The organism is Streptomyces sp. MMS24-W38 (genome assembly GCF_059889265.1).
Genome location: NZ_JCBCPP010000001.1, coordinates 6,999,899 through 7,013,648, shown reverse-complemented (window position 1 = coordinate 7,013,648; position 13,750 = coordinate 6,999,899). Strand labels below are relative to the sequence as shown.

The window sequence follows — 13,750 nt, the reverse complement described above, 5'->3', positions numbered from 1 at the left end:
AACGGCCCTCGGCCGTTGGGGCGGCACTGTCATGTTGGCTGGCCGGGTGGGATGATCTTCTGGTTGGTCGTGCCGGGGAGGGTTCGCTCGTGTCGTCCGCGCCACCGTCGTACCCGGGGCACCGGTACCCGGTCGAGGTCGTCTCCCACTGCGTGTGGCGGTACCTCCGCCTCCCGCTCGGCTTCCGCGAGGCCGGGGAGCCGATGCTCACCCGCGGCGTCATCGTTTCCCACGAAACCGTCCGACGGTGGTGCGCGAAGTTCGGGCAGGCCCACGCCGACGGCCTGCGCCGCCGCCGGCTCCGGCCCGGGACACGTGGCATCTCGACGAGGTCTTCATCAAGATCAACGGCGAGCGGCACTACCTGCGGCGGGCGGCGGACCGGCACGGCAACGTGCTGGACATCCTGCTTCAGCCGAGGCGCGACGCCCAAGGCCGCCAAGCGGTTCATGGCCAAGCTGGTGAAGAAGCAGCGTCGGGTGCCCGGGGTGCTGGTCGCCGACAGGCTCCGCTCCTACGGCGTGGCCCGCCGGGAGCTGACGCGCTCGGTCGAGCACCGCTCGCACAAGGGCCTGAACAACCGCGCCGAGAACAGCCACCAGCCCACCCGCCGACACGAACGCGCGCTGAAGAGCTTTTGCTCCGCCGACGCCGCGCAAAGATTCCTGTCCGCCTTCAGCGGCATCTCACCCCACTTCAGGCCACGCCGGCACCTGATGACCGCCGTCGGCCACCGCGCCGAGATGAACATCCGCTTCGCGATCTGGGACCAGATCACCAAAGCTGCAGGCCGGCCCCAGCACATCCCGACATGCCATCAGCCGGTCACACCTCACCAACGTGACAACGCCCGCCCAAGCCCTCGACCACGCACGCCCGCACACCCGCTGATTCACCACAAGGAGCAACAGATGTTCACTGGCTGCGCACCCCCGACCTCTGCAGGGACAGGCATCGACCCGAACCACATCCGCGTGAACACGACCGAGCACTGCGCCGCACCCGCCCATGCTGCCGCCAAGGGAATGAGCGCCTGGCTCGACGGCGCCGAAAGCGTGCTATGACCCCGGATACGGTCGGTTTCCTCGTCGCTCTCGCGCCCGTCCTCGTCGTCCTGACCCTGCTCGCGTTCCGTCTGGCCTCGCTGTGGGCCGGCGCCGTGGGTCTGGCCGTCGCGCTGGTCGGTGCCGTTGTTTCCTTTCCGCTCGAAGGTCCACAGGTCGGGGCCGCTGCCTCGGGGATGGCCCCGACCGTCGTGGAAATCGCGGTCCTCCTGCTCGGCGGGGTCGGGCTGGCCGAAGCGATGACCCGCGGTGGTGCGCAGGACCGGATCGCCGCCTGGCTGGAGGGCGCCGAGACCAGTACCGACCACACCGTGACGCTACTGCTGCTCGTCTACGGGATGACGCCGTTCATGGAATCGGTCACCGGCTTCGGCCTGGGCGTGGTCATCACCGCCCCGCTGCTGATCCGCCTTGGCCTGACCCCGGTCAGGGCCGTCGTCTCCGGGCTGCTCGGCCTGGTGCTGGTTCCGTGGGGCTCCCTCGGACCCGGCACCCTCATCGCCGCGCAGCTCGGCGGGCAGGACTTCGCCCGGCTCGGGGTGTGGTCGGCGCTGCTCAGCCTGCCCATACTCGTGGTCAGCATGGTCGCGGTGCTGGGCCTCAATTTCGGCCGGCCCACGCCGCGTCAGCTCGTTCTGGCCGTCGGGGTCGTCCTTGCCGAATGGGGTGCCCTGCTCGTGGCGAACCTCACGGTCGGGACGCCACTGGCCGGCGTTCTCGCCGCAGCCGTGGTCATCGCCGGCCTCCTCGTCGTCACCCGGGTCGGCAACGGCCCGCTGCCGCGCATGTCCCGGCCACTGCTCACAGCCGTCGTGCCGTACCTCGTCATCGTCGGCGGCATCCTTGTCACGAGGGTCCTGCTGGCCGCTACGGGCACCCATGACGCGATCGAATGGACCGCGAGCCCTGCGCTCTGGCTGGTCATCGCCGCCGCTGTCGCCGTCGCGACCGCCGGCCTGCCCGCCGCCGATCAGTGGCGCCTGGTGCGGCACGGGCTGAGGCGATGGGTGCCGATCGCCGGGAACGCGCTGGTGTTCATCGTCCTCGGGATCGTCATGGCCGCGACCGGTATGGCCGAGCATCTTGCCACCACTGCAGAGCACTCCGGCTACGGCTTCGTCGCCGCGATCCCCGCCATGGGCGCTCTCGGCGGCTACCTCACCGGCTCGAACACGGGCGCCGCCGCGATGTTCTCCCCCGCCACCACGACCGCCGCCACCGGCCTCGGCGCGAACCCGCTGATCGCCCTCGCCGGGCAGAACGTCGCCGGGTCCTTCGCCATCATCGCTTCACCACCGCGGATCGCCCTCGCTGTCGGCGTCGCACTCGCTCCCGGTGAACGCCTCCCACGAGCCATGAGCGTCATACTGCTCGGCGCCGTCGCCACGACAGCGCTCATCCTCGGCGTCATCGTCCTGAGCCTTGCCTGAACTTTGGAAGAAACCCCATCGAATGCCAACGGCCTTCTGGCCGTGTCCATGGACAGGCCCCGTCGGGCAGGCCCCGGCGCGGTCCGGTAAGTGGCGTCAGCGTCGCCGGCATGCCGGAGGGGCGCACGTGCGGGAGATCTCGTGCTCCCACCGCTTCCGTATTACGCCTTGCCCCCGGGGTGACAGGAAACGATTCTGGGGCGCTGTCACGTTGTGGAGTGTGTGAGTGCCTGATGGCGCGTCGGGGTGTGGTGAGGGTCGGGTTTCGGGCCGGTGTTCAGGCCGCGGCAGGCCGGCCGACGGCGCCGGTGATCTGGTCCCGGACGGCGAAGCGGGTGCTCATCTCGGTGCGGTGTTCGGGGGGGGGCGGTCATCAGGTGGCGGCGGGGCCGGAAGCGGGGGGAGATGCCGCTGAACGCGGCCAGGAACCGCTGCGCCCCGCCGACGCCACGGAAGCCTTTCCTGGCGCGTTCGCGCTGCCTCGTCGGCTGATGACTGTTCTCCGCCCGGTTGTTCAGGCCCTGGTGCGAGCGGTGTTCCACCGAGGGCATGACCGCGCGGTGCGCCGCGCCGTAGGAGCGGAGCTTGTCCGTGACGATCCCCCTCGGCACGGCCCCGATTCCTTTGCGGAGCCGGCGGAAGAAGCGCCTGGCCGCGGCCTTGTCGCGCCGGTTCTGGACGAGGACGTCGAGGACGTTGCCGTTCTGGTCGACGGCCCGCCGCAGATACTTCAGCCCGCCGTTGATCTTGATGAAGACCTCGTCCAGGTGCCCCTTATCACCGGGCCGGGGCCGGCGGCGCAGGCCGTCGGCGTAGGCCTGGCCGAACGTGGCGCACCAGCGCCGGATCGTCTCGTACGAGACGAGCACACCGTGCTCAAGCATCGGCTCCCCGGCCTCCCGGAAGCCGAGCGGGAAGCGGAGGTACCGCCAGACGCAGTGGGAGACGATCTCCACCGGGTACCGGTGCCCCGGGTACGACGGCGGCGCGGACGACACGAGCGAATCCTCCCCGGCACGGTCAACCACAAGATCATCCCACGCCGGTCAGCCAACGTGACAACGCCCGGTGGGCGGCTTCTGCGGCCGCCCACCAAGTTTTGCGACAGCATGCCGCCCGCCGTCGGCGACGGGACGGCGGCCTGCCCGCGCCGTCCGCGCGCCGGCCGGTGCGGAGGCCGGCGACGGGGGCGGACGGGTGAGTGGAAAAGCGCGAAGGGGCCGAGCACCGGACACGCCGACCCCGGGTGTCCGCGACTGGCTGGCGGCGAGGGGCATCATGTTCCTGGCCTGCTCGCGCGGTGGCGCGCGGGGACCCGGTGACCCGGGTTCCGGTTCGCCGGGCGAGCCGCCCCCGCCACCGTGGACACAGCCCGTTGCGGGTGGCGGGCACGTGTTCAGGGCGCTCGGGTGGGCCCGCCGGCCGGCCGCGGGTGCCCGGTGCCGGGGACCTGGGGCCGGCGTCAGGTCGTCGCCTGCACCGGGACGTTCTGCAGGAACGCCCCGGTGCGAACGGCGGCACGTCACCGGCCTGCCCGCGCGCCCGGGCACCCCGCCCGCCGCCCGGCAGCACCACGCGAAGAACGGTTTCACCCGATGTGTCAACGAGCGACACGCCGCGGCCACGGGTGAGCAGACACGCGAAAAGTCCCCCGGACGGCGTATCGGGGCATCAAATCCACTACAGGAAAAGTCATCTGATTCACTGTCAGCACGCCATGACACGTCATGAAGGCTTCCGCTATGACCTGATTGGAGTCAATCCGCTGACTTCCCCTTATGTCTCGATATGACAGGTATGGGAATCGGTCAGTACGTTCATCACAAGTCGGCTGGCCAGCCGATTTCCCGAGACAGGAGAAGCGCGTGATGAAGACCCGTCCCAACGTTGTTACCGCGGCCGTCGCGGCCGCCGCGGCCCTGGCCGCCACCGGTATCACCTATGCCTCGGCGTCCGCCTACGAGCCGGCCCAGGCCGCCCCCGCGGTCCAGCAGGCGGCCGCCCCGGCCGCGGCCCCGATGGGCGGCGAGTCCGGCCAGGAAAACGAAGGCCGAGGCTTCGAGGGCAAGGGCAACGAAGGCCGAGGCTTCGAGGGCAAGGACCACGAAGGAAGGGGCTTCGAGGGCAAGGACCACGAAGGAAGGGGCTTCGAGGGCCGGGGCTTCGAAGAGAAGGAATTCGAAGGCCGGATCCACATCAACGAGCGTTCGTTCTCCGCCCGCCCGGACGGCTGCATCACCGTCGCGAGCGGCCTGGGCTCCAAGAGCTTCAACATCCGCAACGACAGCAAGAGGACCGTCGAGTTCTTCCGCGGGGTGACCTGCGACAACGGCGCCCCCGTCGCAACGGTCGGCCCCCACAGCGAAGCGAACGGCATCAAGGTGCACCACACCAAGGGGGTCCGCGTCAAGGACGGAGTGGTGGGCAGCTTCCGAGTCGTCCACCGCTTCGGCGGACACGGCGGATTCGGCGGACACGGCGGATACTGACCGAACCGCCACCCCGGCACCACGCAAAGACCCCGGCCCGCTGGAATCGGGCCGGGGTTCTGCCTGCAGCATCCCACCCCGAACACCCGCTTTCACGCACCCGCCGGGCACCCCAGCGTCAATCCGGACAACGACGCCCTGCCAGCCCAGCGGCGCTGTCACGTTGGCTGACCGGGTGGGATGCTCTTCGGGTTGATCAGGCTGGGAGGGATCGTCCGTGGACAGCGCGCCGTCGTACAGGGGGCATCGGTATCCGGCCGAGGTGATCTCTCACTGCGTGTGGCGGTGCTTCCGCTTCCCGCTCAGCTTCCGGGAGGCCGGGGAGCCGATGCTCCAGCGGAGCAATGCTCAAGACCTAATAGCAGTACACGGTGACGGGTGACCCCTACTCAAGACCTGGAGCTGGACTCCTCTCCACAGGCAGAGGGCCCCGTCACCGTGCATCTGCCGGAGTACGTCGCACATCTCCACGATGACGTCATGATCGTGACCTGAGCCGTCCGTACGGCCACCTCTCCCTCACTACGCGAGCCGCCGAGCTCCTTCCAGAGACCGGGGACCGTGCGGGGAGCTGGGGCTGCGAACTGCTCATCGGATGTCGGGCCATCGAGCCCTCCTATTAGGTCGCGGCGCGCCCTGCGCAGGTTCACACACCAGGAAGAGCACGAAGAGCAGGGAGCTTGAAGTTGACGATCACGTGCGGGATCGACTGGGCGGAAGACCACCACGACGTGGCCCTGGTCGACGAGACGGGAAAGCTGGTCGCCAAGCAGCGCATCAAAGACGACGCGGACGGTTTCCGCCAGCTGCTTGCCCTGCTCGCTGAAGCCGGTGACTGCGCTGAGGCCCCGATACCGGTTGCGGTGGAGACCGCCCGCGGCCTGCTGTTCTCCTGCCTGCGTACCACCGGCCGCAAGGTGTACTCGATCAACCCGATGGCGGTGGCCCGCTACCGCGAGCGGCACCGCAGTGCCCGCGCGAAGTCCGACCACGCCGACGCAATGACGCTGGCCAATATCCTGCGGACCGACGCCGACGTGCACCGGCCGCTGCCCGCCGACTCTGAACTGGTCCGGGCGATCGCCGTCCTCGCCCGCGCCCAGCAGGACACGGTGTGGAACCGCGCCCAGCTCAACAACCAGCTGCGCTCGCACCTCAAGCAGTACTACCCGGCCGCCCTCGCGGCGTTCGCAGTCCGCGGCGTGGGCCTGGACTCCAGGGAGGCCCGCGCGGTCCTCGCCGTGGCACCCGACCCGAACGCCGCCGCCCGCCTGCCCCGTGCCCAGCTGCGGGCCGCCCTGCGCAGATCCGGACGGCAGCGGAACACCGAGGTCTGGGTGGAACGGCTGCGCACCGTTTTCACCGGCGACTACCTGCACCAGCTGCCGCTTGTCGAGCAGGCTATGGGGCGGCAGACCCTCGCGCTGGTGTCCCAGTTGGATGCCGCCTGCCGGGCCGCCGACGACCTCGCCGAGGCTGCGGCCGAGGCGTTCGCCGGGCATCCGGACGCCGAGATCCTGGGCAGTTTCCCCGGGATCGGGCCGCTGACTGGCGCACGCGTCCTGGCCGAGATCGGCGACGACCGCACCCGCTTCGCCGACGCCCGCGCTCTGAAGGCGTATGCCGGCTCGGCGCCGGTCACCATCGCCAGCGGCAAGAGCCACCTCGTGCGCCACCGCCGGGTGAAGAATCAGCGCCTGGCCGCTGCAGGCTACGTTTGGATCTTCGGCGCACTGCCCTCCGCACAGGTCAAGGCTGAATACGACAGACGCCGGGGCCTTGGCGACCGGCACACCGCCGCCATGCGTAACGTCTTCAACCGCTTCCTGGGATGCCTCCACCATTGCCTGCAGACCGGGCAGAAGTTCGATCCCGGCAAGGCATTTCCCGCTGCGTCCACGCCGCCGGTGACGCTCGCGGCTTGACTTCTTAGCAAGCTCGGATGTCTGTGGATCGGCCTCGGGTTGGGACGTGAAAGGGCGTACCTTCCCGAGTGATCGATAGGTCACCGAGTAGACCGACGTTGCACCGTCGGTTGGGAAGGCACGCCCATGCTCAGCGTAGTCAACGAAGACGGCACCACGGAGTCCGGCTCCTTGATCGACGAGATCGTCCGGGAGGGCGCCCGCCGCATGCTGGCGGCCGCGCTGGAGGCCGAGGTCGATCAGTACATAGCCGATCTCGCCGCTGAGAAGGATGAGGCCGGGCGGCGCCTGGTGGTCCGCAACGGCCGCCACCGGCCGCGCACCGTGACCACGGCCGCCGGGCCGGTGGAAGTCACCGCGCCGCGGGTGAACGACCGCCGGGTGGACGAGGCTACCGGCGAGCGGGCACGGTTCTCCTCGAAGATCCTGCCGCCCTGGTGCCGCAAATCGCCGAAGATCAGCGAGGTGCTGCCCCTGCTCTACCTGCACGGACTGTCCTCCGGGGACTTCGTGCCGGCGCTGGAGCAGTTCCTGGGCGGCTCGGCCGGGCTGTCGTCGGCGACGGTGACGCGGCTGACCAAGCAGTGGCAGGCCGACCACGCCGCCTTCCAGGAACGCGACCTCTCGGCGTCCGACTACGTCTATGTGTGGGCCGACGGCGTGCACCCCAAGGTCCGCCTCGGTCAGGCCCGTTCCTGCGTGCTGGTCCTGATGGGTGTGCGCGTGGACGGCACCAAGGAACTGATCGCGCTCGCGGAGGGGCTGCGGGAGTCCACCGAGTCCTGGGCCGACCTGTTGCGCGACTGCCGCCGTCGCGGCATGCGCGATCCCGAACTGGTCGTCGGAGACGGCGCGATGGGCCTGTGGAGGGCCCTCGCGGAGGTGTTTCCCCAGGCCAGGCACCAGAGGTGTTGGGTTCACAAGATCCGTAACGTGGTCAACGCCCTGCCGAAGTCCGCGCAGCCCGGGGCGAAGAAGGCCCTGCAGGAGATCTACAACGCCGAGGACCGCGACCACGCCGAGAAGGCGGTACGCGAGTTCGCCCGGACCTACGAGGCGAAGTGGCCGAAGGCGGTGAAGAAGATCACCGACGAGACCGAGGAGCTGCTGGCCTTTTACGACTTCCCCGCCCAGCACTGGATTCATCTCAGAACGACGAATCCGATCGAATCCACTTTCAGTTCGGTGAAGCTCCGGACCAAGGTCACCCGGGGTGCGGGCAGCCCGGCCGCGGCCCTGGCTATGGTGTTCAAGCTCGTGGAGTCCGCGCAGGAGCGTTGGCGGGCGGTCACCGCACCCCAACTCGTCGCCCTCGTCCGCGCCGGCGCAGTGTTCAAGAACGGCGAGCTCGTCGAGCGCCCCGAGGCGGCCGCGGCGTGAGCATCATGACGGCCCGGACCATCAGCACCCGTCGGCTGGACCTGCTGCCGCTGCACGTCGAGCACGCCGAGGAGATGGCCGCGGTGCTGTCCGATCCCGCCCTGCACACCTTCATCGGCGGCACCCCGGACACTGCCCAGGCCCTGCGGTCGCGCTACCAGCGCATGACCGCAGGTTCCCCCGACCCGGCCGTGGCCTGGCTGAACTGGGTGATCCGGCTGCGTGACGAGTCCTGCCTGACGGGCACCGTCCAGGCGACGATCAGCCCCGGCGCCCGCGGCGCCGTCGCGGAGATCGCCTGGGTGGTGGGAACCCCGTGGCAGGGAAGAGGCATCGCCACCGAAGCGGCCCAAGGGCTCGCCGGCTGGCTCAGCCGGCCCTCGGTGCACGCCATCATCGCGCACGTCCACCCTGAACACCGAGCCTCCGCTGCCGTCGCCGCAGCCACCGGGCTCACGCCCACCAACGAATGGCATGACGGCGAGATCCGATGGCACCGGAGCGTCAGGCCGTAACTTCAGCGATCCACAGATCTTGACAATTGCTCCCTCCAGCGCGGCGTCATCGTCTCCTACGAGACCATCCGCCGCTGGTGCGCCACGTTCGGCCAGGCCTACGCAAACGGGCTGCGCCGCCGCCGGCCCCGGCCCGGGGAAACGGGGCACCTGGACGAGGTGTTCGTCAGGATCAACGGTGGGCTGAAGTACTTGTGGCGGGCCGTCGACGCCGACGGCAACGTGCTCGACATCCTCGTGCAGAGCCGACGGGACAAGGCCTCCGCCGGGCGCTTCTTCCGCCGTCTGTTGAAAAAGACGCGCGCGGTGCCGCGGGTGGCCGTCACGGACAAGCTCCGCTCCTACGGCGCGGCTCACTGCGAGGTCATGCCCTCCGTCGAGCACCGTCAGTCGAAGTACCTCAACAACCGGGCGGAGAACAGCCACCAGCCCACCAGGCAACGCGAACGGGCTATGAAGGGCTTCCGCAGTGTGAGCAGGGCCCAGCGGTTCCTGTCCGTGTTCAGCGGCATCTCCCCCCGCTTCCGGCCCCGCCGCCACCTGCTCACCGCCCCCGACTACCGAGCCGAAATGACCGTCCGCTTCGCCGTCTGGGACCACGTCACCGGAGTCGTCGGCGCGGCCGCAACGGCCTGACCCAGGCCGGCACTCGAGCCGACCACGCCCTGGCACACCATCAGGCCCGCGCACATCCAACAACGTGACAACGCCTCCATCAAGGTTTCCGGGCGTGGCGGTGAGGACGGCAGCGGAGCGCGCGACCAGCGGACGGGGTTGCCGTCGGGGCCGTCGGTGAGCCAGGAACCGTCGCCCAGGGGCACCAGTTCGTACGGGTTGGCCGTCTCGACGGCGATCTCGCCGCTGAGCGTGCCCGTGCGTACGTCGATCAGGTGGTGGCGGAACCACTCCTCCTCGTCCTGGCCCTCACCGCCCAGGGTGACGAAGGCCAGTTCGGGTGTCAGGTAGCCGCCGCTCCATTCGACGAAGGTCTCCTCCGGGTCGAACCCGAAGGCTTCGACGGGCAGGGTGAAGAGTACGTCCCCGCTGGGGTGGTGGTGGAAGGCGACGTCCGCCTGCCCGTGGTCGACGGTCATGAACTGCTGCCCGTCCGACGCCAGGTCGATCAGGCAGCGATCCCGCCACGGGTACGTCACGAACTCCGCCTCGCCGTCGGCCCCGGCCGTACTCCGAAGAATGACGGAGCCGTCCTGGCCCTCACCGATGTCAAGGTAGATGCTGCCGTCCACGGGGTGCGCGTGGTGGCCCGCGCCGTGCCCGACGGCCTCCAGCTCCCGGCGGGCGAGGACCGCCCCGCTGTCGGCATCGTGCACGACCCACTGGTCTCCGACCCCGCGTCCCGCCATCGCGTCCGGCCGGTAGGCCCACACGGTCCGGCCGTCCGCGGACAGCGCGCAGCCAGGCCGGTGGCCATGAGGCCGGTCGGAGTGCGGCTCGAAGTTCGATGCCCACACCAGGTCACCGGCGCGCGTGAGGCAGACGACGCCGTTCAGCGTCGTATACACGACTCGCTCCAGATCGGGCCGGACTGCCGCTTCCACGACCTCGTCGCCGGGCCGCGGCCGGAACACCGCGGCGGGCTCCAGCACCCCGAGAACGCCGGAATCCACCACGTAGGCATGGATCCACCCGTCGCGGTGACGTGTGATCACCCTCGGTTGCCGCGCAGGAATCATCCGCCGAGGCTAACGCGCGGTCCAGGCCGGCTGAGACCCGGGATCGGCGGGCGCGATGCCTTCCAGGGCGACCGCCTCCAACGGAAAGGACCGATCCGGTGACTGTCCTGTCGCAGCGCACCTTTCAGATAGCGAGCCGTTGGCCTGCTGGGATGCCAGGTCGTTCGAGAAGGCGGAGGCCTGGGGTTCTCGAACGACCTGGCTTTCGCGGAAGTCGCGATCTCGATCGAGGCAGAACCTCCGGTAGAGGGGGTCCGGGGTTCCGAGGGCGGTGTAGATCCACGCGAATCGTCGGCTACCGCCCGCGGAGCAGAGGAGTGCCGCCACCTGCGCGGTGTCGGCCCGCGGGCTCAGGCGAGGGCGGCGGCCAGCAGGGTGAAGGCGGCGATGATGACGGCGACGCGGACGTAGTGGAAGCGGTCCCAGCGGTTCTTCTGCTCCTTCCAGTCCTCGGGCCGGTTCTCGGGGGTCCACGTCTTGCCCCGGTTGTTGATCGGGACGAGCAGCAGGAGCGACATGATCACGCTCAAGATCAGCAGAGCGGCGGCGATGACGACCAGGCCGGCGCCGGGACGGTGCCATCCGGCGACGGCCCAGACGGCGGTGAGGACGAGCGAGGTGATGTACCAGACCGGCATCAGGGCGCCGAGCATCCGGGCCCCGTGGGCGCGGCCGAGCACGCCGCTGTCCTCGGGAAGTCCGTTGAGGATCGGGTTGATGACGAAGGCGACGGAGAACTCCACCCCCACCATCAGGCCGACGACCACGGTGGTGAACACCTCGAGTGCGTTGAACATGATGACCCCTCCAGGGATCTAGCGCCGCTAGACGATGAGGCAACGTTAGTGCTGCTGCCGCTCGATTGTCTAGCAGTGCTAGGGTCGAATCATGTCGGTACAGGAACGCAAGGAACGCGAACGGGCGGGCCGCGAGCGCCTCATCGTGGCGACGGCCCGCGAACTCGCCGAGCAGCAGGGCTGGGACGCGGTCACCACCCGCCGGCTCGCCGAGCGCATCGAATACAGCCAGCCCGTCCTCTACAGCCACTTCCGCGGCAAACGCGAGATCATCGGCGCCGTCGCCCTCGAGGGTGCCGCCGAGATGGCCGCAGCGCTGCGGGCCGCGGCCTCCGTCGCGGACGGCCCACGCGCCCGGGTCACCGCCCTCGCCCGCGCCTACCTCGACTTCGCCGCACGCAACCCGGCGGTCTACGACGCCATGTTCCAGCTCGACGGCGGCCTGGCGTTCGCGAAGGAGGACACCCCCGAGCCGCTGCAGGACGCCTTCGCCGCCCTGCTGGAGAGCCTCGGCGAGGTCGCCGGGGACGGCGTCCACCCGGCACTGTTCACGGAGACGTTCTGGGCGGCCCTGCACGGGCTGGCCACCCTGACCCGGGCGGGACGGCTGCCGTCGGAGGACACCGAGCGGAGGCTGGAGCTGCTGGTGGACCGGCTCGCCATGGCCTGACACACCGTCCGAGCGGACGGGTAGCCAGAATCCTCGGGCCTGGCTGCCGTCCTGCGGCATCGCTTCTGATCACCCGCGCCCACGCGGCGCAGCCGCAGCTCGCAGGGACCCCGCGCCCCTGACGGGGACCCAGGTCCATCGCCACCCCCTGCTCCGCATACCTGCCGAAAACGACCATGACAGGTACCGCGAGAACCGGACCAGGAAAATGAGATCACCCCCTACGTACGGGGCAAACGTCGTCGCTCAGCGCGCGACGCAATGAGAATTGTCCCGTCTCATTAGATCTTGCAGGGGCAGGGTCGTTGGCCTGCGGGGTGACAGGTCGAACCGCGACTTACTGGTGGAATGACAAGGCGTTTTGGAAGCTCCGTGGGCGGTGTAGATGGCGCGTCTCATGGATCATGGCGAGGGTGATGCCGTCTGAGCAGGACCTTGTCAGGATGGCGAGACGCTTGACGCCTGGTTTCGCACTGAAGAGGGCAGTTTCCTGATCAGGGGCCGCAGCAGTGGAAGAACGGCCTGTGTCGCCCCGAGGCCCACGCCCTGCTCAAGGCCTCCCCCACCCCACCCGCGCGGCCCGTCTGCCCCGCACACAGCTCCAAGCCACCCTCAAAGCGCGCCGGACGCCAGCGCGGCATCGAGGCGGAGGCCGACCGGTTGCAAGAGGTCCTCCGCGCCGAGTGGGCCCACCAGCCTCCGCTCGTGGAGGACGCCCTCGGCGAGCAGATGCTGGCCCTGCTGATCCAGCTGGAGGCCACCTGCACCGCCGCCGACCGGCTCGCGAAGGCGGTGGAGGAGGTGTTCCCTCAACACCCGGACGCTGACATCTACCTGTCCTTCCCCGGCCTCGGCATCCAGCTCGGCGCCCGGGTGCTCGCCGAGGTCGGGGACGACCGCACCCGCTTCACCGACGCCCGCGGCCTGAAGGCATACGCCGGCTCCTCGCCCATCACCCGCGCCTCGGGCAAGAAGTCGTCCATCACCCGCCGTTGGGCCAAGAACGACCGACTCAACGCGGCCGGCTACCTGTGGGCCTTCTCCGCCCCCAACGCCTCACCCGGCGCCAAAGCCCACTACCGCCACCGCCGCGACGACTGCGGCGACTGGCACGCCGGCGCCCAGCGCCACCTGTTCAACCGCATGATCGGCCAGCTCTACCACTGCCTCCAGCACACCGAACTGTTCGACGAACACACTGCCTTCCCCGTCGAACTAGCCGAAGCCGCTTGACACGCTGAACACCTGAGGTGTCTACAGCATTTCCGGGGCGACCCGGCTGATGCGCCGGGTCGGCTTCACCCCACAGATGCCCGCCCGCCGGGCGGCCGAGCGCGACGAGGCGGCGATCACCGCCTGAAAGGAGAGCACCTGGCCGGAGGTAAAAGGACAAGGGCAGCCGCCGGCGGCTGGATCTGCTTCGAGGACGAGGCCAGCCAGCAGCAGCGTCGGCCCCTGGGGGCGCCCCCAGGGGCCGACGCGGACACACCCCGCTGGTGAGGGTGTCCGGCCGCCGAAGCTCGGGCTGGATCTCCATGGCAGGACTGATCGCGATGCGGCCCGGGTCGCGGACCCGGCTGTGCTACCGCCTTCGGGTCCACCGCGGCCGCAGGGGCGAGCGGCGCAGCCTGTCGGAGGATGATTACATCCGGCTGATCGACAGCGCGCATCAGCTGGTGAAGGCGCCGATCGTCCTGCTCTGGGACCGGTTGGGCACCCACACCTCGAAGGCGATGCGGCAACTGGTCGCCGTGCGTGTCAGCGGTCAGGCAATTCCCCACGATCT

7 protein-coding genes and 7 pseudogenes are annotated in these 13,750 nt (G+C 69.6%); 11 read left to right on the top strand and 3 right to left on the bottom strand.

Annotated features, from left to right (window positions below):
- Positions 1-89: 89 nt before the first annotated feature.
- Positions 90-797, top strand: a pseudogene (locus tag AC6F7H_RS30945) (IS6 family transposase); the annotation flags it as partial.
- 263 nt (positions 798-1,060) lie between these two features.
- On the top strand, positions 1,061-2,494 hold the full coding sequence (locus AC6F7H_RS30940) for an L-lactate permease (RefSeq protein WP_500760918.1): 1,434 nt from the start codon (positions 1,061-1,063) through the stop codon (positions 2,492-2,494).
- Between the two features lie 277 nt (positions 2,495-2,771).
- Here the strand turns inward: AC6F7H_RS30940 and AC6F7H_RS30935 are convergent.
- Positions 2,772-3,492: pseudogene (locus AC6F7H_RS30935) on the bottom strand (IS6 family transposase).
- A gap of 870 nt (positions 3,493-4,362) precedes the next feature.
- On the opposite strand from AC6F7H_RS30935, the gene AC6F7H_RS30930 reads away from it, so the two are divergent.
- The 6 genes and pseudogenes from AC6F7H_RS30930 to AC6F7H_RS30905 form a co-directional block, all read left to right on the top strand.
- Entirely contained in the window at positions 4,363-4,983 is a 621-nt protein-coding gene (locus tag AC6F7H_RS30930) for a hypothetical protein (RefSeq protein WP_500760916.1), read from the top strand.
- A gap of 217 nt (positions 4,984-5,200) precedes the next feature.
- Positions 5,201-5,323 (top strand): annotated as a pseudogene (locus tag AC6F7H_RS30925) (IS6 family transposase); the annotation flags it as partial.
- Between the two features lie 346 nt (positions 5,324-5,669).
- The gene (locus tag AC6F7H_RS30920; protein WP_500760914.1) at positions 5,670-6,908 is read left to right on the top strand and encodes an IS110 family RNA-guided transposase; all 1,239 of its coding nucleotides are present in this window, start codon (positions 5,670-5,672) and stop codon (positions 6,906-6,908) included.
- A gap of 126 nt (positions 6,909-7,034) precedes the next feature.
- Positions 7,035-8,288: an IS256 family transposase gene (locus tag AC6F7H_RS30915; protein ID WP_500760911.1), complete on the top strand. Its 1,254-nt coding sequence runs from the start codon at positions 7,035-7,037 to the stop codon at positions 8,286-8,288.
- Positions 8,289-8,293: 5 nt separating this feature from the next.
- Entirely contained in the window at positions 8,294-8,803 is a 510-nt protein-coding gene (locus AC6F7H_RS30910; protein ID WP_500762157.1) for a GNAT family N-acetyltransferase, read from the top strand.
- Positions 8,804-8,833: 30 nt separating this feature from the next.
- Positions 8,834-9,439: pseudogene (locus AC6F7H_RS30905) on the top strand (IS6 family transposase); the annotation flags it as partial.
- A 95-nt stretch (positions 9,440-9,534) separates the two neighbouring features.
- Here AC6F7H_RS30905 and AC6F7H_RS30900 read toward each other — a convergent pair.
- Positions 9,535-10,497: pseudogene (locus AC6F7H_RS30900) on the bottom strand (hypothetical protein); the annotation flags it as partial.
- 350 nt (positions 10,498-10,847) lie between these two features.
- Complete coding sequence (locus AC6F7H_RS30895) at positions 10,848-11,294, bottom strand: anthrone oxygenase family protein (protein ID WP_500760908.1); 447 nt, start codon at positions 11,292-11,294, stop codon at positions 10,848-10,850.
- A 91-nt stretch (positions 11,295-11,385) separates the two neighbouring features.
- Between AC6F7H_RS30895 and AC6F7H_RS30890 the strand changes: the two genes are divergently transcribed.
- The 3 genes and pseudogenes from AC6F7H_RS30890 to AC6F7H_RS30880 all read left to right on the top strand — a co-directional run.
- The gene (locus AC6F7H_RS30890) at positions 11,386-11,964 is read left to right on the top strand and encodes a TetR/AcrR family transcriptional regulator (RefSeq protein ID WP_500760905.1); all 579 of its coding nucleotides are present in this window, start codon (positions 11,386-11,388) and stop codon (positions 11,962-11,964) included.
- A 510-nt stretch (positions 11,965-12,474) separates the two neighbouring features.
- Positions 12,475-13,197 (top strand): annotated as a pseudogene (locus tag AC6F7H_RS30885) (transposase); the annotation flags it as partial.
- Positions 13,198-13,219: 22 nt separating this feature from the next.
- A pseudogene (locus tag AC6F7H_RS30880) lies at positions 13,220-13,721 on the top strand (winged helix-turn-helix domain-containing protein); the annotation flags it as partial.
- Between the last annotated feature and the right edge of the window lie 29 nt (positions 13,722-13,750).

Excerpts from the sequence above, each read along its gene's own strand:
- AC6F7H_RS30940 (WP_500760918.1), top strand. The coding sequence starts at position 1,061 with ATGACCCCGGATACGGTCGGTTTCCTCGTCGCTCTCGCGCCCGTCCTC.
- AC6F7H_RS30930 (WP_500760916.1), top strand. The coding sequence starts at position 4,363 with ATGAAGACCCGTCCCAACGTTGTTACCGCGGCCGTCGCGGCCGCCGCG.
- AC6F7H_RS30895 (WP_500760908.1), bottom strand. The coding sequence starts at position 11,294 with ATGTTCAACGCACTCGAGGTGTTCACCACCGTGGTCGTCGGCCTGATG.
- AC6F7H_RS30890 (WP_500760905.1), top strand. The coding sequence starts at position 11,386 with ATGTCGGTACAGGAACGCAAGGAACGCGAACGGGCGGGCCGCGAGCGC.
- AC6F7H_RS30910 (WP_500762157.1), top strand. The coding sequence starts at position 8,294 with ATGACGGCCCGGACCATCAGCACCCGTCGGCTGGACCTGCTGCCGCTG.
- AC6F7H_RS30915 (WP_500760911.1), top strand. The coding sequence starts at position 7,035 with ATGCTCAGCGTAGTCAACGAAGACGGCACCACGGAGTCCGGCTCCTTG.